General features: G+C 50.7%; 18 protein-coding genes and 3 pseudogenes. 17 read left to right on the forward strand and 4 right to left on the reverse strand.

Going from position 1 to position 23,617, the window contains the following annotated elements; genetic code table 11:
- From BEB54_RS23210 to BEB54_RS23260, 11 genes and pseudogenes are all read left to right on the forward strand, one after another.
- Nucleotides 1-375: pseudogene (locus BEB54_RS23210) on the forward strand (glutamate decarboxylase); the annotation flags it as partial.
- 155 nt (nt 376-530) lie between these two features.
- The gene (gadC, locus tag BEB54_RS23215) at nt 531-2,066 is read left to right on the forward strand and encodes an acid resistance gamma-aminobutyrate antiporter GadC (RefSeq protein WP_000246007.1); all 1,536 of its coding nucleotides are present in this window, start codon (nt 531-533) and stop codon (nt 2,064-2,066) included.
- A gap of 130 nt (nt 2,067-2,196) precedes the next feature.
- Nucleotides 2,197-3,516: a family 10 glycosylhydrolase gene (locus BEB54_RS23220; RefSeq protein WP_105277748.1), complete on the forward strand. Its 1,320-nt coding sequence runs from the start codon at nt 2,197-2,199 to the stop codon at nt 3,514-3,516.
- 363 nt (nt 3,517-3,879) lie between these two features.
- On the forward strand, nt 3,880-5,262 hold the full coding sequence (gene dosC / locus BEB54_RS23225; RefSeq protein ID WP_105272217.1) for a diguanylate cyclase DosC: 1,383 nt from the start codon (nt 3,880-3,882) through the stop codon (nt 5,260-5,262).
- 24 nt (nt 5,263-5,286) lie between these two features.
- Nucleotides 5,287-7,686 carry an oxygen-sensing cyclic-di-GMP phosphodiesterase DosP gene (dosP, locus tag BEB54_RS23230; RefSeq protein ID WP_088542343.1) on the forward strand — a complete coding sequence of 800 codons (2,400 nt, stop codon included), beginning with the start codon at nt 5,287-5,289 and terminating at the stop codon, nt 7,684-7,686.
- Between the two features lie 257 nt (nt 7,687-7,943).
- On the forward strand, nt 7,944-8,525 hold the full coding sequence (gene ddpX, locus BEB54_RS23235) for a D-alanyl-D-alanine dipeptidase (RefSeq protein WP_105277750.1): 582 nt from the start codon (nt 7,944-7,946) through the stop codon (nt 8,523-8,525).
- Between the two features lie 13 nt (nt 8,526-8,538).
- A pseudogene (locus BEB54_RS23240) lies at nt 8,539-10,088 on the forward strand (ABC transporter substrate-binding protein).
- Between the two features lies 1 nt (nt 10,089).
- The gene (locus tag BEB54_RS23245) at nt 10,090-11,112 is read left to right on the forward strand and encodes an ABC transporter permease (RefSeq protein WP_105277751.1); all 1,023 of its coding nucleotides are present in this window, start codon (nt 10,090-10,092) and stop codon (nt 11,110-11,112) included.
- Nucleotides 11,109-12,005: a D,D-dipeptide ABC transporter permease gene (gene ddpC / locus BEB54_RS23250; protein ID WP_105277752.1), complete on the forward strand. Its 897-nt coding sequence runs from the start codon at nt 11,109-11,111 to the stop codon at nt 12,003-12,005. Before BEB54_RS23245 ends, ddpC begins: the two co-directional genes overlap by 4 nt.
- On the forward strand, nt 12,002-12,988 hold the full coding sequence (locus BEB54_RS23255; RefSeq protein WP_032184224.1) for an ABC transporter ATP-binding protein: 987 nt from the start codon (nt 12,002-12,004) through the stop codon (nt 12,986-12,988). The genes ddpC and BEB54_RS23255 overlap by 4 nt, the downstream gene beginning before the upstream one ends.
- A complete protein-coding gene (locus BEB54_RS23260) occupies nt 12,981-13,907 on the forward strand; it encodes an oligopeptide/dipeptide ABC transporter ATP-binding protein (RefSeq protein ID WP_105277753.1) in 927 nt (308 codons plus the stop codon). Before BEB54_RS23255 ends, BEB54_RS23260 begins: the two co-directional genes overlap by 8 nt.
- A gap of 55 nt (nt 13,908-13,962) precedes the next feature.
- On the opposite strand, the gene osmC is transcribed toward BEB54_RS23260, so the two are convergent.
- On the reverse strand, nt 13,963-14,394 hold the full coding sequence (gene osmC, locus BEB54_RS23265; RefSeq protein WP_000152305.1) for a peroxiredoxin OsmC: 432 nt from the start codon (nt 14,392-14,394) through the stop codon (nt 13,963-13,965).
- A 343-nt stretch (nt 14,395-14,737) separates the two neighbouring features.
- On the opposite strand from osmC, the gene bdm reads away from it, so the two are divergent.
- The 6 genes and pseudogenes from bdm to BEB54_RS23290 all read left to right on the forward strand — a co-directional run bounded on the left by bdm (nt 14,738) and on the right by BEB54_RS23290 (nt 18,778).
- A complete protein-coding gene (bdm, locus tag BEB54_RS23270; RefSeq protein ID WP_000495766.1) occupies nt 14,738-14,953 on the forward strand; it encodes a biofilm-dependent modulation protein in 216 nt (71 codons plus the stop codon).
- Between the two features lie 101 nt (nt 14,954-15,054).
- Entirely contained in the window at nt 15,055-15,192 is a 138-nt protein-coding gene (gene sra / locus BEB54_RS23275) for a stationary-phase-induced ribosome-associated protein (protein ID WP_000841554.1), read from the forward strand.
- Nucleotides 15,193-15,348: 156 nt separating this feature from the next.
- The gene (maeA, locus tag BEB54_RS23280) at nt 15,349-17,046 is read left to right on the forward strand and encodes a malate dehydrogenase (protein WP_000433464.1); all 1,698 of its coding nucleotides are present in this window, start codon (nt 15,349-15,351) and stop codon (nt 17,044-17,046) included.
- A 134-nt stretch (nt 17,047-17,180) separates the two neighbouring features.
- A complete protein-coding gene (adhP, locus tag BEB54_RS23285; protein ID WP_000642407.1) occupies nt 17,181-18,191 on the forward strand; it encodes an alcohol dehydrogenase AdhP in 1,011 nt (336 codons plus the stop codon).
- Nucleotides 18,192-18,376: 185 nt separating this feature from the next.
- Nucleotides 18,377-18,454: pseudogene (locus tag BEB54_RS30005) on the forward strand (type II toxin-antitoxin system RelE/ParE family toxin); the annotation flags it as partial.
- A gap of 39 nt (nt 18,455-18,493) precedes the next feature.
- A complete protein-coding gene (locus tag BEB54_RS23290) occupies nt 18,494-18,778 on the forward strand; it encodes a HigA family addiction module antitoxin (RefSeq protein ID WP_000781370.1) in 285 nt (94 codons plus the stop codon).
- 50 nt (nt 18,779-18,828) lie between these two features.
- Here the strand turns inward: BEB54_RS23290 and fdnI are convergent, their stop codons facing one another.
- The 3 genes from fdnI to fdnG are packed head-to-tail and all read right to left on the reverse strand — an operon-like array spanning nt 18,829 to nt 23,419.
- Nucleotides 18,829-19,482: a formate dehydrogenase-N subunit gamma gene (gene fdnI, locus BEB54_RS23295; protein ID WP_000045648.1), complete on the reverse strand. Its 654-nt coding sequence runs from the start codon at nt 19,480-19,482 to the stop codon at nt 18,829-18,831.
- Nucleotides 19,475-20,359 carry a formate dehydrogenase N subunit beta gene (fdnH, locus tag BEB54_RS23300; RefSeq protein WP_001240580.1) on the reverse strand — a complete coding sequence of 295 codons (885 nt, stop codon included), beginning with the start codon at nt 20,357-20,359 and terminating at the stop codon, nt 19,475-19,477. Before fdnH ends, fdnI begins: the two co-directional genes overlap by 8 nt.
- A 12-nt stretch (nt 20,360-20,371) precedes the next feature.
- On the reverse strand, nt 20,372-23,419 hold the full coding sequence (fdnG, locus tag BEB54_RS23305; RefSeq protein ID WP_015912497.1) for a formate dehydrogenase-N subunit alpha: 3,048 nt from the start codon (nt 23,417-23,419) through the stop codon (nt 20,372-20,374).
- Nucleotides 23,420-23,617: the final 198 nt, after the last annotated feature.

The following is a 23,617-nucleotide window of genomic DNA, read 5'->3' on the forward strand; positions in this document are numbered from 1 at the left end:
CAGAACGCTTCCTACCAGGTTGCCGCTTATCTGGCGGATGAAATCGCCAAACTGGGGCCGTATGAGTTCATCTGTACGGGTCGCCCGGACGAAGGCATCCCGGCGGTTTGCTTCAAACTGAAAGATGGTGAAGATCCGGGATACACCCTGTATGACCTCTCTGAACGTCTGCGTCTGCGCGGCTGGCAGGTTCCGGCTTTCACTCTCGGCGGTGAAGCCACTGACATCGTGGTGATGCGCATTATGTGTCGTCGCGGCTTCGAAATGGACTTTGCTGAACTGTTGCTGGAAGACTACAAAGCCTCCCTGAAATATCTCAGCGACCACCCGAAACTGCAGGGTATTGCCCAGCAGAACAGCTTTAAACACACCTGATAACGTTTAACGGTAACGGTGTCCCGAAACGAACCCGTTTCGGGACAATTTCCAAAGTCTGTTCACTGGCATTAGCAACGGAAAATATTGTTCTGAATACGCTTCAGAACAAAACAGGTGCGGTTCCGACAGGAATACCGTTTTAGGGGGATAATATGGCTACATCAGTACAGACAGGTAAAGCTAAGCAGCTCACATTACTCGGATTTTTTGCCATAACGGCATCGATGGTAATGGCTGTTTATGAATACCCTACTTTCGCAACATCGGGCTTTTCATTAGTCTTCTTCCTGCTATTAGGCGGGATTTTATGGTTTATTCCCGTGGGACTTTGTGCTGCGGAAATGGCTACCGTCGACGGCTGGGAAGAAGGTGGCGTCTTCGCCTGGGTATCAAATACTCTGGGGCCGAGATGGGGGTTTGCAGCGATCTCATTTGGCTATCTGCAAATCGCCATCGGTTTTATTCCAATGCTCTATTTCGTGTTAGGGGCACTCTCCTACATTTTGAAATGGCCAGCGTTGAATGAAGACCCCATTACCAAAACTATTGCAGCACTCATCATTCTTTGGGCGCTGGCATTAACACAGTTTGGTGGCACGAAATACACGGCGCGAATTGCTAAAGTTGGCTTCTTCGCCGGTATCCTGTTACCTGCATTTATTTTGATCGCATTAGCGGCTATTTATCTGCACTCCGGTGCTCCCGTTGCTATCGAAATGGATGCGAAAACCTTCTTCCCTGATTTCTCTAAAGTCGGCACCCTGGTTGTGTTTGTTGCCTTCATTTTGAGTTATATGGGGGTAGAAGCTTCCGCAACCCACGTCAATGAAATGCGCAACCCCGGTCGCGATTATCCGCTGGCGATGTTACTGCTGATGGTGGCGGCAATCTGCTTAAGCTCTGTTGGCGGCTTGTCTATTGCGATGGTTATTCCGGGTAATGAAATCAACCTCTCCGCAGGGGTAATGCAAACCTTTACCGTTCTGATGTCACATGTGGCACCGGAAATTGAGTGGACGGTTCGCGTAATTTCCGCTTTGCTGTTGCTGGGTGTTCTGGCGGAGATCGCTTCCTGGATTGTTGGCCCTTCTCGCGGGATGTATGTCACCGCGCAGAAAAACCTGCTGCCAGCGGCGTTCGCTAAAATGAACAAAAATGGCGTACCGGTAACGCTGGTTATTTCGCAGCTGGTGATTACTACTATCGCGTTGATCATCCTCACCAATACTGGTGGCGGTAACAATATGTCCTTCCTGATCGCCCTGGCGCTGACGGTGGTGATTTATCTGTGTGCTTATTTCATGCTGTTTATTGGCTACATTGTGTTGGTTCTTAAACATCCTGACTTAAAACGCACATTTAATATCCCTGGTGGTAAAGGGGTGAAACTGGTCGTGGCAATTGTCGGTCTGCTGACTTCAATTATGGCGTTTATTGTTTCCTTCCTGCCGCCGGATAATATCCAGGGGGACTCTACCGATATGTATGTCGAATTACTGGTCGTTAGTTTCCTGGTGGTACTTGCCCTGCCCTTTATTCTCTATGCTGTTCATGATCGTAAAGGCAAAGCGAATACCGGCGTATCTCTGGAACCAATCAACAGCCAGAACGCACCGAAAGGTCACTTCTTCCTGCACCCGCGTGCACGTTCACCGCACTATATTGTGATGAATGATAAGAAACACTAACCATGTCTGAATGGTAATAATACAAGGGAGCGATAATTCATCGCTCCCTTTTTCATGCCTGTTGTCGTATTGACTTAACCGGGATAAGTACGAGAATGAGCGCACATCTGTTTACCGGAAACCAGCATATATGGATATCTGCTCCCGAAACGTGAAATTAGCGATTAGAAGACCAGCGGCACTGGTTGCACTGGCACTTTTACTGAGTAGTTGTAAAAGCACGCCTCCAGAGTCAATGGTGACACCACCAACAGGTTTGAAGCCACCAGCTACGACGCAACAATCGTCACAACCGATGCGTGGCATCTGGCTGGCCACAGTGTCTCGCCTCGACTGGCCACCGGTTTCCTCGGTTAATATTAGTAACCCCACCAGCCGGGCACGTGTACAACAACAGGCGATGATCGACAAACTGGATCATCTGCAACGTCTCGGCATAAACACGGTCTTTTTCCAGGTCAAGCCGGACGGTACCGCACTATGGCCATCGAAAATTTTGCCGTGGTCCGATCTTATGACCGGTAAGATTGGCGAAAACCCGGGTTACGATCCGTTGCAATTTATGCTCGACGAAGCCCACAAGCGTGGGATGAAAGTACACGCCTGGTTTAACCCTTACCGCGTATCGGTTAATACAAAGCCTGGTACTATCAGGGAACTGAATAGCACCCTGTCTCAACAACCGGCCAGCGTCTATGTGCAACACCGCGACTGGATTAGAACGTCCGGCGATCGCTTTGTCCTCGACCCTGGTATTCCTGAGGTTCAGGACTGGATCACATCAATAGTCGCGGAAGTGGTTTCCCGCTATCCGGTAGATGGCGTGCAGTTTGACGACTATTTCTATACTGAGTCACCAGCTTCACGGCTAAATGATAACGAAACGTACCGCAAATACGGAGGCGCATTTGCGTCAAAAGCAGACTGGCGGCGCAACAATACTCAGCAGTTAATTGCGAAGGTATCGCACACCATTAAAAGCATTAAGCCGGAAGTCGAATTTGGCGTTAGCCCGGCAGGCGTGTGGCGTAACCGATCACACGATCCGCTCGGTTCCGATACCCGAGGCGCGGCAGCCTATGACGAATCCTACGCTGACACGCGCCGATGGGTGGAACAAGGATTGCTGGATTACATTGCTCCCCAAATTTACTGGCCGTTCTCACGGAGTGCCGCACGTTATGACGTTTTGGCAAAATGGTGGGCGGATGTCGTTAAACCGACCAGGACCCGCCTGTATATCGGTATCGCCTTCTATAAAGTGGGTGAACCTTCAAAGATAGAGCCAGACTGGATGATTAACGGTGGCGTACCGGAACTGAAAAAGCAGCTCGATCTTAACGATGCTGTACCAGAAATCAGCGGCACAATCTTGTTCCGTGAGGACTATCTGAACAAACCTCAGACTCAACAAGCGGTCAGCTATTTGCAAAGTCGTTGGGGCAGTTAAACTTGTAACATGGCCGGTGCTTTACTCACCGGCTTGTTATCCTCTTGAAATATCCCACTAATAATCATGCTTATTTAAGCCAAATTAACCACGCAATTAACCACTCTTAGTTTAATAGCCATAAAACCCCTAATAAAAATGTATGAATATGAAAACCCTACGGTATTCGCTGTTTCCGAAAAATAATTACGATGGGCTATACTCTTCTGAAGAACAGTAGCGTAGATTGAAACTGTCCTAAGTCGCTTATTTCTTTTCAGTATATCTTCATATTTCAGGAGAATATGTGCAGTTAGTCGATCTCGCACGTTGCGTTTCGTTTTTGATTCCGTCTGCTTTCCCAGCCTTATAAGGGTGTGAATTATGGAGATGTATTTTAAAAGAATGAAAGATGAGTGGACCGGGCTTGTCGAACAGGCAGATCCGCTCATTCGTGCCAAAGCCGCGGAAATTGCCGTTGCGCATGCCCATTACCTGAGCATTGAGTTTTACCGAATTGTCCGTATCGACCCGCATGCCGAAGAATTCTTGAGTAATGAACAAGTTGAGCGGCAGCTGAAAAGTGCGATGGAACGCTGGATTATTAATGTGCTTTCTGCCCAGGTTGACGATGTTGAAAGGCTAATACAAATCCAGCATACCGTCGCAGAAGTGCATGCCCGCATCGGCATTCCAGTAGAAATTGTCGAGATGGGGTTTCGGGTGCTGAAAAAAATCCTCTATCCGGTCATCTTCTCTTCGGATTATTCCGCCGCAGAAAAACTTCAGGTCTACCATTTCTCTATTAACAGTATTGATATCGCGATGGAAGTGATGACCCGCGCGTTTACCTTTAGTGACAGTAGTGCCTCAAAGGAAGATGAAAACTATCGTATCTTCTCGTTACTGGAAAACGCCGAAGAAGAAAAAGAACGGCAAATAGCCTCAATACTTTCATGGGAAATAGATATTATCTATAAAGTCTTGCTGGATTCTGATTTAGGCAGTAGTTTGCCTTTAAGCCAGGCTGATTTTGGCCTGTGGTTTAACCATAAAGGTCGACATTATTTTAGCGGCATTGCCGAAGTGGGTCATATCTCCCGCCTGATTCAGGATTTCGACGGTATTTTTAATCAAACCATACGTAATGCAAAAAATTTGAGCAACAAAACTCTACGGGTGAGATTTTTATTACAGATAAGAAATACCGTATCGCAAATTATTACCTTGCTGCGTGAATTATTTGAAGAAGTATCTCGCCACGAAGTGGGTATGGATGTACTGACAAAATTACTTAACCGCCGCTTCCTGCCGACCATCTTTAAACGCGAAATTGCCCATGCCAACCGGACCGGAACCCCCCTGTCAGTGCTGATTATTGACGTTGATAAATTCAAAGAGATCAACGATACGTGGGGCCATAACACCGGTGATGAAATTTTGCGTAAAGTTTCTCAGGCCTTTTACGACAACGTCCGCAGTAGTGATTATGTTTTTCGTTACGGGGGAGATGAATTTATCATTGTCCTGACTGAAGCTTCTGAAAACGAAACGTTACGTACCGCAGAACGTATTCGCAGTCGGGTGGAGAAAACCAAACTGAAAGCCGCAAACGGCGAAGATATTGCCCTCTCACTTTCCATCGGTGCCGCCATGTTTAATGGTCATCCTGACTATGAGCGCCTCATTCAAATAGCCGATGAAGCTCTGTATATCGCCAAAAGACGAGGTAGAAACCGTGTTGAACTCTGGAAAGCCAGTCTTTAGATGCGCCAGGATGCAGAGGTAATCATGAAGCTAACCGATGCGGATAATGCCGCCGATGGCATTTTTTTCCCCGCCCTTGAGCAAAATATGATGGGCGCGGTGTTAATTAACGAAAATGATGAAGTGATGTTTTTCAACCCCGCCGCAGAGAAGCTCTGGGGATACAAACGTGAAGAAGTCATTGGCAATAACATTGATATGCTGATTCCGCGGGATTTGCGTCCTGCGCATCCTGAATATATCCGTCACAACCGTGAAGGCGGTAAAGCGCGCGTCGAGGGGATGAGTCGGGAGCTGCAGCTGGAGAAAAAAGACGGCAGTAAAATCTGGACCCGTTTTGCGCTATCGAAAGTGAGCGCCGAGGGTAAAATTTATTACCTGGCGCTGGTACGGGATGCCAGCGTAGAAATGGCGCAAAAAGAACAGACCCGACAATTGATTATTGCTGTTGACCATCTCGACCGACCGGTGATTGTCCTCGATCCGGAACGCCATATTGTGCAGTGCAATCGCGCATTTACCGAAATGTTTGGTTACTGCATTAGCGAAGCCAGCGGTATGCAGCCCGATACACTCCTGAACATTCCTGAATTCCCTGCCGATAACCGCATTCGTTTACAACAGTTGCTATGGAAAACCGCCCGCGATCAGGATGAATTTCTGCTGTTGACGCGCACCGGTGAAAAAATCTGGATTAAAGCCTCTATCAGCCCGGTTTATGATGTGCTCGCGCATCTGCAGAACCTGGTAATGACTTTCTCGGATATCACCGAAGAACGGCAAATCCGCCAGCTTGAAGGCAATATTCTCGCCGCCATGTGCAGCAGCCCGCCATTTCATGAAATGGGGGAAATCATTTGTCGTAACATCGAATCTGTTCTCAACGAATCGCATGTTTCGCTGTTCGCGCTGCGCAACGGGATGCCGATACACTGGGCGTCATCTTCACACGGTGCAGAAGTTCAAAATGCGCAAAGCTGGTCAGCGACCATTCGTCAGCGTGATGGTGCGCCTGCGGGGATCCTGCAAATTAAAACCTCGTCAGGAGCAGAAACCAGCGCCTTTATCGAACGCGTGGCAGATATCAGCCAGCATATGGCCGCGCTGGCGCTGGAACAGGAAAAAAGCCGTCAGCATATTGAACAACTAATCCAATTTGATCCGATGACCGGTCTGCCAAATCGCAATAACCTGCACAATTACCTCGATGACCTGGTCGACAAAGCCGTCTCTCCGGTGGTCTATCTCATCGGTGTTGACCATATTCAGGATGTGATTGATAGCCTTGGCTATGCGTGGGCCGATCAGGCATTGCTGGAAGTGGTCAATCGCTTTCGTGAAAAACTCAAACCGGATCAGTATCTCTGTCGTATCGAAGGTACGCAGTTTGTCCTCGTGAGCCTGGAAAACGACGTCAGTAACATTACCCAAATCGCCGATGAGCTACGGAATGTGGTCAGCAAGCCGATAATGATTGACGATAAACCATTCCCGCTCACCTTGAGCATTGGCATCAGCTACGACGTGGGTAAAAACCGCGATTACCTGCTCTCCACTGCTCACAATGCAATGGATTTTATTCGCAAAAATGGCGGTAATGGCTGGCAGTTCTTCAGCCCGGCGATGAACGAAATGGTAAAAGAGCGTTTGGTTTTAGGCGCGGCGCTCAAAGAAGCGATTAGCAATAACCAACTGAAACTGGTTTACCAGCCACAAATCTTCGCAGAAACGGGTGAACTGTACGGCATCGAAGCCCTTGCTCGCTGGCACGATCCCCTGCATGGTCATGTGCCCCCTTCACGGTTTATTCCTCTCGCAGAAGAGATTGGCGAAATCGAAAATATTGGGCGCTGGGTCATCGCGGAAGCTTGCCGTCAGTTAGCAGAATGGCGTAGCCAGAATATTCATATTCCAGCGTTATCCGTTAACTTGTCTGCGCTGCACTTCCGCAGTAATCAGCTGCCTAATCAGGTGTCTGATGCAATGCAAGTCTGGGGCATTGACGGCCACCAGCTAACGGTGGAAATCACCGAAAGCATGATGATGGAACACGATACGGAAATTTTTAAGCGCATCCAGATCCTGCGCGATATGGGCGTGGGTTTATCGGTAGATGATTTTGGCACGGGTTTTTCCGGGTTATCCCGCTTAGTCAGTCTTCCGGTAACGGAAATCAAAATTGACAAAAGTTTTGTTGATCGTTGTCTGACTGAAAAACGCATCCTTGCCTTACTTGAAGCTATTACCAGCATTGGGCAAAGCCTCAATTTAACCGTCGTAGCGGAAGGCGTCGAAACCAAAGAGCAATTTGAGATGCTACGCAAGATCCACTGTCGCGTTATTCAGGGATATTTCTTTTCCCGGCCCCTTCCCGCCGAAGAAATTCCAGGCTGGATGAGCAGCGTGTTACCGCTGAAAATCTGACAAATCCCTCTCGCCCGCACTCGCGGGTTTTCATTTAACGTGACACTGTCACTTAAATACTGTGATTTCAGCTACGATTCCGGGAGATTCCTTCCTTAACTTCCCCTCTTGCACCAAAACTGCACTACGCTGCACAAATGTTGATCAAAAGTTAAAAAATATAACTTTAAGCCAGCATTCTGGCGCTTATCCCGGCATGGCATGAGATCTGCATAAGCGGAAAGCGCAGCAATTTTTGTCTTATACAGGAACCGTTTATGTCGGATACCACCGAACTGGTTGATTTAGCCGTGATCTTCCCTGATCTGGAGATCGAATTGAAATATGCCTGCGCTGATAACATCACAGGTAAAGCTATTTATCAGCAAGCGCGTTGTCTGTTACACAAGGATGCGATTACCGCGCTGGCGAAAAGTATGAGTATCGCCCAGCTGTCAGGCTTACAACTGGTGATTTACGATGCGTATCGCCCACAACAAGCACAGGCGATGTTGTGGCAAACCTGCCCAGACCCGCAATATGTTGTTGATGTGACGGTCGGTTCTAATCACAGCCGTGGCACCGCGATCGACCTGACGCTTCGTGATGAGCACGGGAACATCCTCGATATGGGCGCAGAGTTCGATGAAATGCACGAACGTTCCCATACTTACCATCCTTCCGTCCCGCCCGCCGCTCAGCGCAATCGCCTGTTGCTGAATGCGATTATGACTGGCGGTGGCTTTGTCGGTATCCCGAGCGAATGGTGGCACTTCGAATTACCCCAGGCAGCGAGTTACCCACTACTCGCTGATCAATTCACCTGTTTTATATCCCCTGGCACACAGCACGCCAGTTAATCAGGAAACTGTCATGAAGAGATCGATTTCGTTTCGTCCTACATTGCTCGCGATCGTCCTTGCCACAACAATGCCGGTTGCGCACGCCGCCGTACCGAAAGATATGCTGGTGATCGGTAAAGCTGCCGACCCACAAACCCTCGACCCGGCGGTAACAATTGATAATAACGACTGGACAGTGACCTACCCGTCTTATCAGCGACTGGTTCAGTACAAAACGGACGGTGATAAAGGCTCAACAGACGTTGAAGGCGATCTGGCGAGTAGCTGGAAAGCGTCTGACGATCAAAAAGAGTGGACGTTCACCCTGAAGGACAATGCTAAATTTGCCGATGGCACACCCGTCACTGCCGAAGCAGTAAAACTCTCTTTTGAGCGGTTACTAAAAATCGGTCAGGGGCCAGCAGAAGCATTTCCCAAAGATTTAAAGATTGATACTCCCGACGAACATACGGTGAGGTTTACCCTTAGCCAGCCATTCGCACCGTTCCTCTACACGCTGGCGAATGACGGTGCATCCATTATCAATCCGGCGGTCTTAAAAGAACATGCGGCGATGATGCCCGTGGTTTCCTCGCGCAAAATACCGCTGGCTCAGGACCGTTTATGCTGAAAAGCTGGCAAAAAGGTCAGCAATTAGTTCTGGTGCCAAATCCGCATTACCCCGGCAATAAACCGAACTTCAAACGGGTATCGGTAAAAATTATCGGTGAAAGTGCCTCCCGTCGCCTGCAACTCTCCCGTGGCGACATTGACATTGCCGATGCGCTGCCGGTGGATCAACTCAACGCCCTGAAGCAGGAAAACAAAGTCAACGTGGCAGAGTATCCGTCACTGCGCGTCACCTATCTGTATCTCAATAACAGCAAAGCGCCACTTAATCAGGCGGATCTGCGTCGGGCCATTTCCTGGTCTACCGATTATCAGGGTATGGTTAACGGCATTCTGAGTGGTAACGGAAAACAAATGCGCGGCCCGATTCCGGAAGGCATGTGGGGATACGATGCGACGGCAATGCAATACAACCATGACGAAACGAAAGCCAAAGCCGAATGGGATAAAGTGACGAGCAAACCCACCAGCCTGACGTTTCTCTACTCCGATAACGACCCGAACTGGGAACCTATTGCTCTGGCAACACAATCCAGCCTCAACAAGCTGGGCATCAATGTGAAGCTGGAAAAGCTGGCGAACGCCACCATGCGCGACAGAGTGGGTAAAGGTGATTACGACATCGCGATTGGCAACTGGAGTCCGGATTTTGCCGACCCGTATATGTTTATGAATTACTGGTTTGAGTCCGACAAAAAAGGTCTGCCGGGTAACCGCTCGTTCTATGAAAACAGTGAGGTCGATAAGCTACTGCGCAATGCGCTAGCGACCACCGACCAGACGCAGCGTACCCGGGACTACCAGCAGGCACAGAAAATCGTCATTGATGACGCTGCTTATGTGTATCTGTTCCAGAAAAACTACCAACTGGCGATGAACAAAGAGGTGAAAGGCTTTGTGTTCAATCCCATGCTGGAACAGGTCTTCAATATCAATACCATGAGTAAATAACGTGACCTTCTGGAGTATTTTACGCCAACGCTGCTGGGGGCTGGTGCTCGTGGTGGCGGGCGTCTGTGTGATTACGTTTATTATCTCGCACCTGATCCCCGGCGACCCGGCGCGGTTACTGGCGGGTGACCGCGCCAGCGATGCTATCGTGGATAATATTCGCCAGCAACTGGGACTGGACCAGCCACTGTACGTACAGTTTTACCGCTACGTCAGCGACCTGTTTCAGGGTGACCTGGGAACATCCATTCGTACCGGGCGTCCGGTGCTGGAAGAGTTGCCCATATTTTTCCCGGCGACGCTGGAACTGGCATTTTGCGCCCTGCTGCTGGCACTCCTGGTTGGTATCCCGCTGGGCATACTCTCTGCAGTCTGGCGAAATCGCTGGCTGGATCATCTGGTGCGAATAATGGCCATTACCGGAATCTCCACGCCTGCGTTCTGGCTTGGGCTGGGCGTCATTGTGCTGTTTTATGGTCATCTGCAAATTCTTCCCGGCGGCGGAAGGCTTGATGACTGGCTGGATCCACCAACGCACGTTACCGGCTTTTATCTGCTCGATGCGCTGCTTGAAGGCAACGGTGAAGTCTTCTTCAATGCGCTGCAACATCTCATCTTACCGGCATTGACGCTGGCGTTCGTTCACCTGGGGATTGTCGCTCGCCAGATCCGCTCAGCTATGCTGGAACAATTGAGTGAAGACTACATTCGTACCGCCCGGGCCAGCGGCTTGCCCGGCTGGTATATCGTTTTATGTTATGCGCTACCCAATGCGTTGATCCCCTCGATTACCGTATTGGGGCTGGCGCTGGGCGATTTGTTGTATGGCGCAGTGCTCACCGAAACCGTTTTTGCCTGGCCCGGAATGGGTGCATGGGTAGTAACATCAATACAGGCGCTCGACTTCCCGGCAGTGATGGGCTTTGCCGTCGTGGTTTCATTTGCTTATGTGCTGGTCAACCTGGTGGTGGATTTGCTCTATTTGTGGATTGATCCGCGTATCGGACGTGGAGGTGATGAATGATGCTAAGCGAGGAAACGTCCGTCGTACGCCCACCAAAACAAACGCGATTTAACGGTGCAAAACTGGTATGGATGCTGAAAGGCAGTCCGCTCACCGTGACCGGCGCAGTCATCATTGTATTAATGCTATTGATGATGATTTTTTCACCGTGGCTGGCGACGCATGATCCCAACGCCATTGATTTAACTGCCCGCCTTTTGCCGCCTTCTGCGGCACACTGGTTTGGTACCGATGAAGTGGGACGCGATCTGTTTAGCCGCGTACTGGTCGGCAGTCAGCAATCAATTCTCGCCGGATTAGTGGTGGTCGCCATTGCGGGTATGATGGGTTCGCTACTCGGGTGTCTATCCGGTGTGCTTGGCGGACGCACAGACGCGATCATCATGCGCATCATGGACATTATGCTGTCGATTCCTTCGCTGGTGCTGACAATGGCGCTGGCTGCCGCACTTGGACCGAGTTTGTTTAACGCCATGCTGGCGATTGCTATCGTGCGAATCCCGTTTTATGTGCGCCTGGCGCGGGGGCAAACATTAGTTGTCCGCCAGTACACTTACGTTCAGGCGGCGAAAACCTTTGGTGCGTCACGCTGGCATCTGATCAACTGGCATATTTTACGTAACTCCCTGCCGCCGCTGATTGTGCAGGCATCGCTGGATATTGGTAGCGCGATTTTAATGGCCGCCACGTTGGGATTTATTGGCCTGGGTGCTCAACAACCGAGTGCTGAATGGGGGGCGATGGTGGCGAATGGTCGCAACTATGTGCTCGATCAATGGTGGTATTGCGCATTTCCGGGGGCAGCGATTTTGCTTACCGCCGTCGGGTTCAATCTCTTTGGTGATGGTATTCGCGATCTGCTTGACCCGAAAGCAGGAGGAAAGCAGTCATGACCCAACCCGTTCTGGACATTCAACAACTGCATTTGAGTTTCTCCGGTTTTAACGGCGACGTTCACGCGCTCAACAATGTGTCATTGAAAATCAACCGCGGTGAAATTGTCGGTCTGGTGGGAGAATCCGGCTCGGGTAAATCAGTCACTGCAATGTTGATTATGCGTCTGTTACCGACGGGCAGTTATTGCGTACATCGGGGACATATTTCACTGCTGGGAGAAGATGCTCTTAACGCTCGGGAAAAACAGCTTCGTCAGTGGCGCGGCGCACGAGTGGCGATGATCTTTCAGGAACCGATGACCGCCCTAAATCCGACACGTCGAATAGGTCTTCAGATGATGGACGTGATCCGCCATCATCAACCAATAAGTCGTCGGGAAGCCAGAGCTAAAGCGATTGCCCTGCTGGAAGAGATGCAAATCCCGGATGCCGTGGAAGTTATGTCGCGCTATCCGTTTGAGCTTTCAGGTGGTATGCGCCAGCGGGTAATGATTGCGCTGGCATTCTCCTGCGAGCCGCAATTGATTATTGCCGACGAACCGACTACGGCGCTGGACGTCACGGTACAGTTGCAGGTACTGCGTCTGCTTAAACATAAAGCCCGCGCCAGTGGAACTGCGGTACTGTTCATCAGCCATGATATGGCCGTGGTGTCGCAACTGTGCGATAGCGTTTACGTGATGTATGCCGGAAGCGTGATCGAGAGCGGTATGACGGCAGACGTTATCCATCATCCCCGGCATCCGTATACCATTGGTTTGCTGCAATGCGCACCGGAACATGGAATACCACGCCAGCCATTACCCGCCATTCCAGGGACGGTACCAAACCTCACCCATTTGCCTGACGGCTGCGCTTTTCGCGATCGTTGCTATGCGGCAGGTACACAGTGTGAAAACGTCCCGGCGCTGACAGCGTGTGGTGACAACAACCACCGCTGCGCCTGTTGGTATCCTCAGCAGGAGGTCATTAGTGTCTGACACGTTATTAACGTTACGCGACGTCTATATCAATTTCCCGGCCCGAAAAAACTGGCTTGGTAAAACTACGGAACATGTTCATGCCATCAATGGTATTGATTTACAGATCCGTCGTGGTGAAACCTTAGGGATCGTCGGTGAGTCAGGCTGCGGCAAAAGCACCCTCGCACAGCTTTTAATGGGTATGCTGCAACCGAGCCACGGGCAGTACATCCGTTCAGGATCACAACGCATTATGCAGATGGTGTTTCAGGACCCGCTCTCTTCGCTTAATCCGCGCTTACCGGTGTGGCGCATCATCACGGAACCGCTCTGGATTGCTAAGCGTAGTAGTGAACAACAGCGGCGAGCGTTGGCAGAGGAGCTGGCTGTGCAGGTGGGTATTCGTCCGGAGTATCTCGACCGCTTGCCTCATGCGTTCTCAGGCGGGCAGCGGCAACGTATCGCCATTGCCAGAGCACTCTCTTCGCAGCCTGACCTGATTGTGCTTGATGAACCCACCTCGGCGCTGGATATCTCCGTGCAGGCGCAGATCCTCAATTTACTGGTAACGCTACAGGAAAATCGCGAGCTGACTTATGTGCTGATTTCACACAATGTCTCGGTGATACGTCATATGAGCGATCGGGTGGCGGTGATGTATCTCGGACAGATTGTGGAACTAGGAGACGCGCAACAGGTGCTGACAGCTCCGGCACATCCATACACCCGATTATTGCTGGATTCCCTCCCCGCCATTGATAAACCGCTGGAGGAAGAATGGGCATTACGTAAAACGGATCTACCAGGAAACCGCACGTTGCCACAAGGCTGTTTTTTCCGTGAACGTTGCCCTCTGGCAACCCACGGATGTGAAGTCCGGCAATCATTAACAATAAGGGAGGACGGACGTGAGATCAGGTGCTGGCGGGCGCTGTAGAGACGCTAACAACGCATCAGGCAATCACGCGCCTGACGCGTCATCCGGCAACGCTTTATGATTTCAACTGGTAATCAAGCGTAATTTCAGCTTTCAGTACCTGAGAAACCGGGCATCCTGCTTTTGCTTTCTGGATAATGCCGTCAAAAGTAGAGGCATCAATACCCGGCACCGCAACTTCACTCTTCAGTGCGATTTTCGTAATTGCAAAACCGGCATCCACTTTATCCAGCGAGACATCGGCGGTGGTATCAATCGATGTTGGCGTGAATCCTGCTTCCCCCAGCATTAATGAAAGCGCCATTGAGAAACATGCTGCATGCGCCGCGCCAATTAGTTCTTCAGGGTTAGTTCCTTTTTCGCCTTCAAAACGCGTATTAAATCCATACGGCTGTTGGTTCAGCACGCCGCTCTCGGTGGATACGGTTCCCTTCCCGCGTTTGATATCGCCTTCCCAGTGTGCCTGACCTTTCTTATGGATTGTCATTGTTGCTCTCCTGTGGGCTTAAAAAGGAAATTATAGACTACGTGAGAAACAGCACGAGGATAAGCAGGATATTCCGAATAAAATCCGGCGAAAATATTACTTCTGCACTTAAATTAAATTCCCACAATAGATAACCGGGAATATATAACTCAAGAGATATTGCATCAATATCAATCAACTCACACCAACAATATTCCCATTAATATCATGGGGTTAAAATATAAAAATCATCAACCAGGACTAATCTTAACAACGAAGCGGCAAATATTTGCCATGCTGAATGTGCTTTATAAATCTGCGATCCGTAGCAGACACCAAAAATAAACAGACACGGAGAATCACTATGTTTACTTATTATCAGGCAGAAAATTCAACAGCAGAACCCGCTCTGGTTAATGCCATTGAGCAAGGCCTTCGGGCAGAACACGGTGTTGTCACTGAAGATGACATTCTCATGGAGCTGACCAAATGGGTGGAAGCTTCTGATAACGACATCCTCAGTGATATCTACCAACAAACGATCAATTATGTGGTCAGTGGCCAGCACCCTACGCTTTAAGGTGCTATGCTTGATCGGCAACCTAATTTAGGGGTTTAGCACGTGTTTCTTCGCTACGGCGATGTTGTCCTTAAAACTAGCAACAGGATTGAGGAGTTAAAATGAAATCGAACCGTCAGGCACGTCATATTCTTGGACTGGACCATAAAATTTCTAACCAGCGCAAAATAGTTACCGAAGGTGATAAATCCAGCGTGGTAAATAACCCAACCGGCAGAAAACGCCCCGCTGAAAAGTAATCTTTAACAATCAGTCCTCAATGACGATTAAACACCATTGCCTGCGCAATGGTGTTTTTGTTTTTAACTGCTTTATACTTGGAGCCGACCCCCTGGCGGTAAAGCAAAGACGATAAAAGCACCCCAGGGATGGATATTCAAAAAAGAGTGAGTGACATGGAACCAAAAACAAAAAAACAGCGTTCGCTTTATATTCCTTACGCTGGCCCTGTACTGCTGGAATTTCCGTTGTTGAATAAAGGCAGCGCCTTCAGCATGGAAGAACGCCGTAACTTCAACCTGCTGGGGTTACTGCCGGAAGTGGTCGAAACCATCGAAGAACAAGCGGAACGCGCATGGATCCAGTATCAGGGATTCAAAACCGAAATCGACAAGCACATCTACCTGCGTAACATCCAGGACACTAACGAAACCCTCTTCTACCGTCTGGTAAACAATCATCTTGATGAGATGATGCCCGTTATTTACACCCCAACCGTCGGCGCAGCCTGTGAGCGTTTTTCTGAGATCTACCGTCGTTCCCGCGGCGTGTTTATCTCATACCAGAACCGCCACAATATGGACGATATTCTGCAAAACGTACCGAACCATAATATTAAAGTGATTGTGGTGACTGACGGCGAACGTATTCTGGGGCTTGGTGACCAGGGCATCGGTGGGATGGGTATTCCGATCGGTAAACTGTCGCTCTATACCGCCTGCGGTGGCATAAGCCCGGCGTATACACTGCCGGTGGTGCTGGATGTCGGGACGAACAACCAGCAGTTGCTTAACGATCCGCTGTATATGGGCTGGCGTAATCCACGTATCACTGACGACGAATACTATGAATTCGTGGATGAATTTATCCAGGCTGTGAAACAACGCTGGCCGGACGTGCTGTTGCAGTTTGAAGACTTCGCACAAAAAAATGCGATGCCGTTACTTAACCGCTATCGCAATGAAATTTGTTCTTTTAACGATGATATTCAGGGCACCGCGGCGGTAACAGTCGGCACGCTGATCGCAGCAAGTCGCGCGGCAGGTGGTCAGTTAAGCGAGAAAAAGATTGTCTTCCTCGGCGCAGGCTCGGCGGGGTGCGGGATTGCCGAAATGATCATCGCCCAGACTCAGCGTGAAGGATTAAGCGAAGAAGCGGCGCGGCAGAAAGTCTTTATGGTCGATCGCTTTGGTCTGCTGACCGACAAGATGCCGAACCTGCTGCCTTTCCAGACCAAACTGGTGCAGAAGCGTGAAAATCTCAGTGACTGGGATACTGACAGCGATGTGCTGTCATTGCTTGATGTGGTGCGCAATGTCAAACCGGATATTCTGATTGGCGTCTCAGGACAGACCGGGCTGTTTACGGAAGAGATCATCCGTGAGATGCACAAACACTGTCCGCGTCCGATCGTGATGCCGCTGTCTAACCCGACTTCACGTGTGGAAGCCACACCGCAGGACATTATCGCCTGGACCGAAGGTAACGCGCTGGTCGCCACCGGCAGTCCGTTTAATCCGGTGGTATGGAAAGATAAAATCTACCCTATCGCGCAATGCAACAACGCTTTTATCTTCCCGGGCATTGGGCTGGGCGTTATTGCTTCCGGCGCGTCACGTATCACCGATGAGATGCTGATGTCGGCAAGCGAAACGCTTGCTCAGTATTCGCCGCTGGTACTGAACGGCGAAGGTCTGGTACTGCCGGAACTGAAAGATATTCAGAAAGTGTCCCGCGCAATTGCGTTTGCGGTTGGCAAAATGGCGCAGCAGCAAGGAGTGGCGGTGAAAACGTCTGCCGAAGCTCTGCAACAGGCCATTGATGATAACTTCTGGCAAGCCGAATACCGCGACTACCGCCGTACATCCATCTAAGCCTGCGCCCGGTAGTGACTGCTACCGGGCAATTTTCCTCTTCCTTTTTCAGTTCTCATCCATACTGGGTAGTGGCGAATAAATCTCATTTGCCTCACCTGCTATGCAGAACATCATCCGAAAAGGAGGAAACTATGAAGGCTGCAGTTGTTACGAAGGATCATCATGTTGACGTTACGGATAAAACACTGCGCTCACTGAAACATGGCGAAGCCCTGCTGAAAATGGAGTGTTGTGGCGTATGTCATACCGATCTTCATGTTAAGAATGGCGATTTTGGTGATAAAACCGGCGTGATTCTGGGCCATGAAGGCATCGGTGTGGTGGCAGAAGTTGGCCCCGGCGTTACCTCATTAAAACCAGGCGATCGCGCCAGCGTGGCGTGGTTTTACGAAGGATGCGGTCATTGCGAATACTGTAACAGTGGTAACGAAACGCTCTGCCGTTCAGTAAAAAATGCCGGATACAGCGTTGATGGCGGCATGGCGGAAGAGTGCATCGTGGTCGCCGATTACGCGGTTAAAGTGCCGGATGGCCTGGACTCCGCGGCGGCCAGCAGCATTACCTGCGCGGGTGTCACCACCTACAAAGCAGTAAAACTGTCAAAAATTCGTCCAGGACAGTGGATTGCTATCTACGGTCTTGGCGGGCTGGGCAACCTCGCCCTGCAATACGCGAAGAATGTCTTTAACGCCAAAGTGATCGCCATTGATGTCAATGATGAGCAGTTGAAACTGGCAACCGAAATGGGTGCTGATTTAGCGATTAACTCACGCACCGAAGACGCCGCCAAAATTGTGCAGGAGAAAACCGGTGGCGCTCACGCAGCGGTGGTGACAGCGGTAGCTAAAGCTGCGTTTAACTCGGCAGTTGATGCTGTCCGTGCTGGCGGTCGTGTTGTGGCAGTCGGTCTGCCGCCAGAGTCTATGAGCCTGGACATCCCACGCCTTGTGCTGGATGGTATTGAAGTGGTCGGTTCGCTAGTTGGCACGCGCCAGGATCTCACCGAAGCCTTCCAGTTTGCCGCCGAAGGCAAAGTGGTGCCGAAAGTCGCCCTGCGTCCGTTAGCGGACATCAACACCATCTTTACTGAGATGGAAGAAGGCAAAATCCGTGGCCGTATGGTGATTGATTTCCGCCGCTAAGAAGCCTTTGCTGCGACTGCCATGTTTGAGTCGCAGCCTGTTTTGCGAGACGCTTTCCGCAATTTCACTCTTCTTCTTTTCCTCCCCCATCTTTCCTCTCACAATTCACGAAAACGTAGCGAAATTTGTTGCGCTGCACGGAACAACAGTGATAGTGTTCCTTTCGAAGGAACAAGGATGAAGAGATGATAATGAATTTCAGACACAAGGGATTGCGTGACTTGTGTCTTCTCGGCAAAACCTCCGGCGTTATACCGAGTCAATGGCGATGCATACATACTGGATTACGAGGACTATCACTGATGAAAATGGCCAATCATCCCCGCCCGGGGGACATTATTCAGGAATCACTGGACGAGCTGAACGTCAGCCTGCGCGAGTTTGCCAGAGCAATGGAAATTGCGCCCTCAACGGCAAGCCGATTGCTGACCGGAAAAGCCGCGTTGACGCCAGAAATGGCGATTAAACTTTCCGTGGTGATCGGCAGTTCGCCGCAAATGTGGCTGAATCTACAAAACGCCTGGAGTCTGGCAGAGGCAGAAAAAACGGTAGATGTGTCGCGACTACGCCGTCTGGTTACGCAATAAAAAAATGGCGCCTTTTACAGCGCCATTTTCAGCTTAAAGTTCAAAAGAGATTATATCCCTTCTTCACTCTCTTTTTTCGCTTCTGCCTTTTCGATTTCACGATACCAGCGTGGATGGTGTTTCTTCGCCCAACGACGGCTCACCTTCCCTTCGATCATCCCTTTAATCGACCCTTTCACCCAGAATGCCATATACATATGGATCAGGATGGCGTGGATCAGGATGATACCCGCAGCCGCGTGAATCAACAGGCTATAACGGACAACCTGCATCGGGAAGTACTGCGCAAAGTACGGACGCCAGATAATCACCCCGGTAACCAGCAGCACGAAAATCATGCTCATGATCGACCAGAACATCATCTTTTGCCCGGCGTTGTACTTACCAACATCCGCCACTTTGTGTTCATTGCCTTTTAATACTTCGACAATGTTCAACAGCCACGGAATATCTTTCTTATCCGGGATGTTGTGATGCACAAAACGCACAAACATAAACATCAGCGCGACGAAAATCGCAATGCCGAAGAACGGGTGCAAAATGCGTCCCATCTGCGGCGTACCGAAGGTTTGTGTCAGCCATTGCAGCGTCGGGAAGAAGAACGAAATCCCGGACAGCGCTACCAGGAAGAAGCAAATCACCACGGTCCAGTGACAGGCGCGATCAATAAACTTGGTGCGCACAATCATTTTCGACTTACTCATGATGATCCTCCTCGTCATCGTCCACTTCCTTATTCGGGCCAATACCGATGTAGTGGAAAATTAACCCGGCAAAAGTGGCGATAAAGCCAGCCGCTGCCAGCGGTTTCAACGCGCCTTTCCACAGATTTACCGATGTATCGATCTTCGGATCTTTCGGCAGACCGTGATACAGCTCCGGCTGATCGGCGTGATGCAGCACGTACATGACGTGCGTACCACCGACCCCTTCCGGGTTGTAGACGCCAGCATGTTCGTAACCACGCGCTTTCAGTTTCGCCACGCGCTGTTCCGCCAGCTCCAGCATCTCCTTCTTGGTGCCGAAGTGGATAGCCCCGGTCGGACAAGTTTTCACACAAGCCGGTTCCTGACCGACGCTGACGCGATCGACGCAGAGTGTGCATTTATATACCCGGTTATCCTCTTTGTTGAGACGCGGAATATTAAACGGACACCCGGCAATGCAGTAACCACAGCCGATGCAGTTTTCCGACTGGAAATCGACAATCCCGTTAGCGTACTGAATGATTGCACCAGCAGACGGGCACGCCTTCAGGCAGCCCGGATCTTCACAGTGCATACAGCCATCTTTACGGATCAGCCACTCCAGCTTGCCGTTCTGTTCGGTTTCGCTAAAGCGCATCACCGTCCAGGACTTGGCGCTCAGATCGGCGGGGTTATCATAAACCCCGACGCAGTGCCCCACTTCATCACGGATATCGTTCCACTCCGAACACGCCACCTGACAGGCTTTACAGCCGATACAGGTGGAAACGTCGATAAGTTTCGCGACTTCTGCTTTGTAATCACGCACCTGAGAAGGCGGCGTGATGGAGTTAGTTGCGGACCTTTTGATAATGTCCTGCGTTTCCATAGCCATCTGTTCGCCCCCTTACGCCTTCTCGATGTTGACTAAGAACGCTTTATATTCCGGCGTTTGCGAGTTTGCATCACCGACATTCGGCGTCAGAGTGTTAGCGATATAACCTTTACGCGCGACACCCTCAAAGCCCCAGTGGATTGGAATACCCACCGTTTCAACCTGCTGACCGTTTACATTCAGTGGTTTCAGACGGCGCGTTACCACAGCCACCGCGCGGATAAAGCCACGCTTGCTGGAGACAGTGACACGATCGCCATTGGCAATACCTTTCGCCGCCGCCAGCGTTTCGCTGATTTCCACAAACTGTTCCGGCTGAGCAATTGCGTTGAGCAACGCGTGCTTGGTCCAGGTGTGGAAGTGCTCGGTCAGACGGTAGGTCGTACCCACATACGGGAACTGCTCTTTTTTACCCATCCGCAGCGCGTCTTGTTCATACAGACGAACCACCGGGTTAGACACCACGTTCGGATGCAGCGGGTTAGTGCCCAGCGGCGTTTCAATTGGCTCGTAGTGTTCCGGGAACGGACCTTCCGCCATTTTGTTGATGGCAAACAGGCGTCCCATCCCTTCCGGCTGCATGATAAACGGCCCGGTTGGCGTACCCGGTGCGGCATTGCCGAAGTCCGGAATATCGTTACCCGTCCACTTGCTGCCGTTCCACTGGATCAGCATCCGTTTCGGATCCCAAGGTTTACCGTTAATATCCGCCGAAGCACGGTTGTACAGCACGCGACGGTTGAGCGGCCACGCCCAGGCCCATCCCAGCGTATTCCCCAGACCGGACGGGTCGGAGTTATCGCGGTTGGCCATCTGGTTGCCCTGCTCTGTCCAGCTACCGGTGTAGATCCAGCAAGACGATGCGGTTGTACCGTCATCACGCAGATGCGCAAAGCTACTCAGTAACTGACCTTTCTTCGCAATCAGCACGCCATTGGCGTCATAGAGATCTTCCAGCGCATAGCCGTTATTCTCTTTCGCCACTTCGTCAGACTGCGGTTCGTGCGGCTGCTTGTAGTTCCAGCTCATCTTCATCAGCGGTTCTACGCCTTTACCACCTTCGGCCTGGTACAGCTCGCGCAGATGATGGTAGATACCCGCCAGAATTTCGCCGTCGTTACGCGCTTCGCCTGGCGCGTCCTGACCTTTCCAGTGCCACTGCAACCAGCGACCGGAGTTAGCGATAGAACCATCTTCTTCAGCAAAGCAGGTCGAAGGCAGACGGAATACCTCTGTCTGAATAGATGCCGGATCGACATCGTTCGACTCGCCGTGGTTCTGCCAGAAAGTAGAGGTTTCAGTCACCAGCGGATCGATAACCACCATGTACTTCAGCTTGCTCAGGCAGCTCACCACTTTGTTTTTGTCCGGGAAGGACGCAACCGGGTTAAAGCCCTGGCAGAAATAACCAGTGACTTTGCCTTCGTCCATCATGTTGAAATACTTGATGACGTCGTAGGTCTGGTCCCACTTGGGCAGCCAGTCGTAGCCCCAGTTGTTCTCTTTCTGCGCAGCATCGCCGTAGAAAGATTTCATCAGACTAACGAAGAACTTCGGATAGTTGCTCCAGTAGTTCACCTGATCAGCCAGCGTCGCTTTCGGCGTGTTCGCTTCCAGATACGACTGCAAATCAACCTGTTTTTCTGACGGCAGCGTCAGATAACCCGGCAGGCTGGTAGAGAGCAGGCCTAAGTCAGTCAGGCCCTGAATGTTGGAGTGACCACGCAACGCGTTCACGCCGCCACCGGCCATACCCATGTTACCGAGCAGCAACTGGATCATCGCCATAGTACGGATGTTCTGCGCACCCACGGTGTGTTGGGTCCAGCCCAGTGCGTACAGGAAGGTGGTTGTGCGATCCGGCGCGCTGGTGGAGGCCAGCACTTCACACACTTTCAGGAAGTCGGCTTTTGGTGTACCGCAGATGTTTTCAACAACGTCCGGCGTGTAACGGGAAACGTGCGCTTTCAGCAAGTTCCACACACAGCGCGGATGAGTCAGTGTTTCATCGCGTTTCGCATAGCCGTTTTCATCGAACTGATAGTTCCAGGACGATTTATCGTATTGCCGTTTTTCAGCGTCGTAGCCGCTGAACAGACCGTCTTCGAAAGCAAAATCATCACGCACCAGCAGGCTGGCGTTGGTGTAATGCTTAACGTATTCGGCGTTGATCTTGTTGTTTTCGATCAGGTAGCGCAAAACGCCAGACAGGAACGTAATGTCCGTACCGGAACGAATAGGTGCGTAAATATCCGCCACAGAAGCGGTACGCGTAAAACGGGGATCGACAACGATCAAGGTTGCATCGTTGTTGTTTTTCGCTTCCATCGCCCATCGGAAACCGACGGGATGCGCTTCAGCAGCGTTACCGCCCATCACCATTACGACGTTAGCGTTTTTGATATCCACCCAGTGGTTGGTCATCGCACCACGACCAAATGTTGGAGCAAGACTTGCTACCGTTGGTCCGTGTCAGACGCGCGCCTGGTTGTCTACCGCCAGCATCCCAAGGGAGCGGGCAAATTTTTGAGTCAGCATCCCGGTTTCGTTGCTGGCACCGGAGGCACACAGCATACCGGTAGAAAGCCAACGGTTTACCGTTACGCCCTGCTCATTCTTTTCAATAAAGTTAGCGTCACGGTCTGCTTTCATCAGCTTCGCAATACGGGAGAATGCTTCTTCCCAGCTAATGCGCTGCCATTTGTCAGAACCTGGCGCACGATATTCCGGATAGCGCAGACGGTTTTCGCTGTTCACGTAATCCAGCAATCCGGCCCCTTTCGGGCACAGCGCACCACGGCTTACCGGATGATCCGGGTCACCTTCAATGTGATAAATCGCTTCTCTGGCGTTTTTCGCGCCATCACCCAGGCTATACATCAATAGCCCGCAACCTACGGAACAGTATGTACAAGTGTTACGGATCTCTTTCGCGCGTAATAATTTGTAGTTTCGCGCCTGAGCCAGTGCTTGCTTCGGGGCAAAACCCAATGCCGCGACTGTTGTTCCAGCCATACCGCCCGCGCAGATTTTAAAAAATTGTCTGCGACTGACGTCCATTGCTTTCCTCTTTTTTCAGGGGTATTACTGCGCGAGGAAACTAACAGTAAAATTCTGAATCTTTTTGCGCGAAATCAAAAAGAACAGCTGTTTGCCACAAAATAATCCGCCTGCGCAAATTGACCTACCTCAATAGCGGTAGAAAAACGCACCACTGCCTGACAGGCCAGTTAAAAAAATGCTATAAAATTCAGCTTA

Origin of the sequence: Escherichia sp. MOD1-EC6021, assembly GCF_002965245.1 — a bacterium.
Classification (GTDB): Bacteria; Pseudomonadota; Gammaproteobacteria; order Enterobacterales; family Enterobacteriaceae; genus Escherichia; species Escherichia coli_F.

Bases quoted from the DNA above. Each gene is read 5' to 3' on its own strand.
- gadC (WP_000246007.1), top strand. From the start codon at position 531: ATGGCTACATCAGTACAGACAGGTAAAGCTAAGCAGCTCACATTACTC.
- BEB54_RS23220 (WP_105277748.1), top strand. From the start codon at position 2,197: ATGGATATCTGCTCCCGAAACGTGAAATTAGCGATTAGAAGACCAGCG.
- dosC (WP_105272217.1), top strand. From the start codon at position 3,880: ATGGAGATGTATTTTAAAAGAATGAAAGATGAGTGGACCGGGCTTGTC.
- dosP (WP_088542343.1), top strand. From the start codon at position 5,287: ATGAAGCTAACCGATGCGGATAATGCCGCCGATGGCATTTTTTTCCCC.
- ddpX (WP_105277750.1), top strand. From the start codon at position 7,944: ATGTCGGATACCACCGAACTGGTTGATTTAGCCGTGATCTTCCCTGAT.
- ddpC (WP_105277752.1), top strand. From the start codon at position 11,109: ATGATGCTAAGCGAGGAAACGTCCGTCGTACGCCCACCAAAACAAACG.
- BEB54_RS23255 (WP_032184224.1), top strand. From the start codon at position 12,002: ATGACCCAACCCGTTCTGGACATTCAACAACTGCATTTGAGTTTCTCC.
- osmC (WP_000152305.1), bottom strand. From the start codon at position 14,394: ATGACAATCCATAAGAAAGGTCAGGCACACTGGGAAGGCGATATCAAA.
- bdm (WP_000495766.1), top strand. From the start codon at position 14,738: ATGTTTACTTATTATCAGGCAGAAAATTCAACAGCAGAACCCGCTCTG.
- sra (WP_000841554.1), top strand. From the start codon at position 15,055: ATGAAATCGAACCGTCAGGCACGTCATATTCTTGGACTGGACCATAAA.
- maeA (WP_000433464.1), top strand. From the start codon at position 15,349: ATGGAACCAAAAACAAAAAAACAGCGTTCGCTTTATATTCCTTACGCT.
- adhP (WP_000642407.1), top strand. From the start codon at position 17,181: ATGAAGGCTGCAGTTGTTACGAAGGATCATCATGTTGACGTTACGGAT.
- BEB54_RS23290 (WP_000781370.1), top strand. From the start codon at position 18,494: ATGAAAATGGCCAATCATCCCCGCCCGGGGGACATTATTCAGGAATCA.
- fdnI (WP_000045648.1), bottom strand. From the start codon at position 19,482: ATGAGTAAGTCGAAAATGATTGTGCGCACCAAGTTTATTGATCGCGCC.
- fdnH (WP_001240580.1), bottom strand. From the start codon at position 20,359: ATGGCTATGGAAACGCAGGACATTATCAAAAGGTCCGCAACTAACTCC.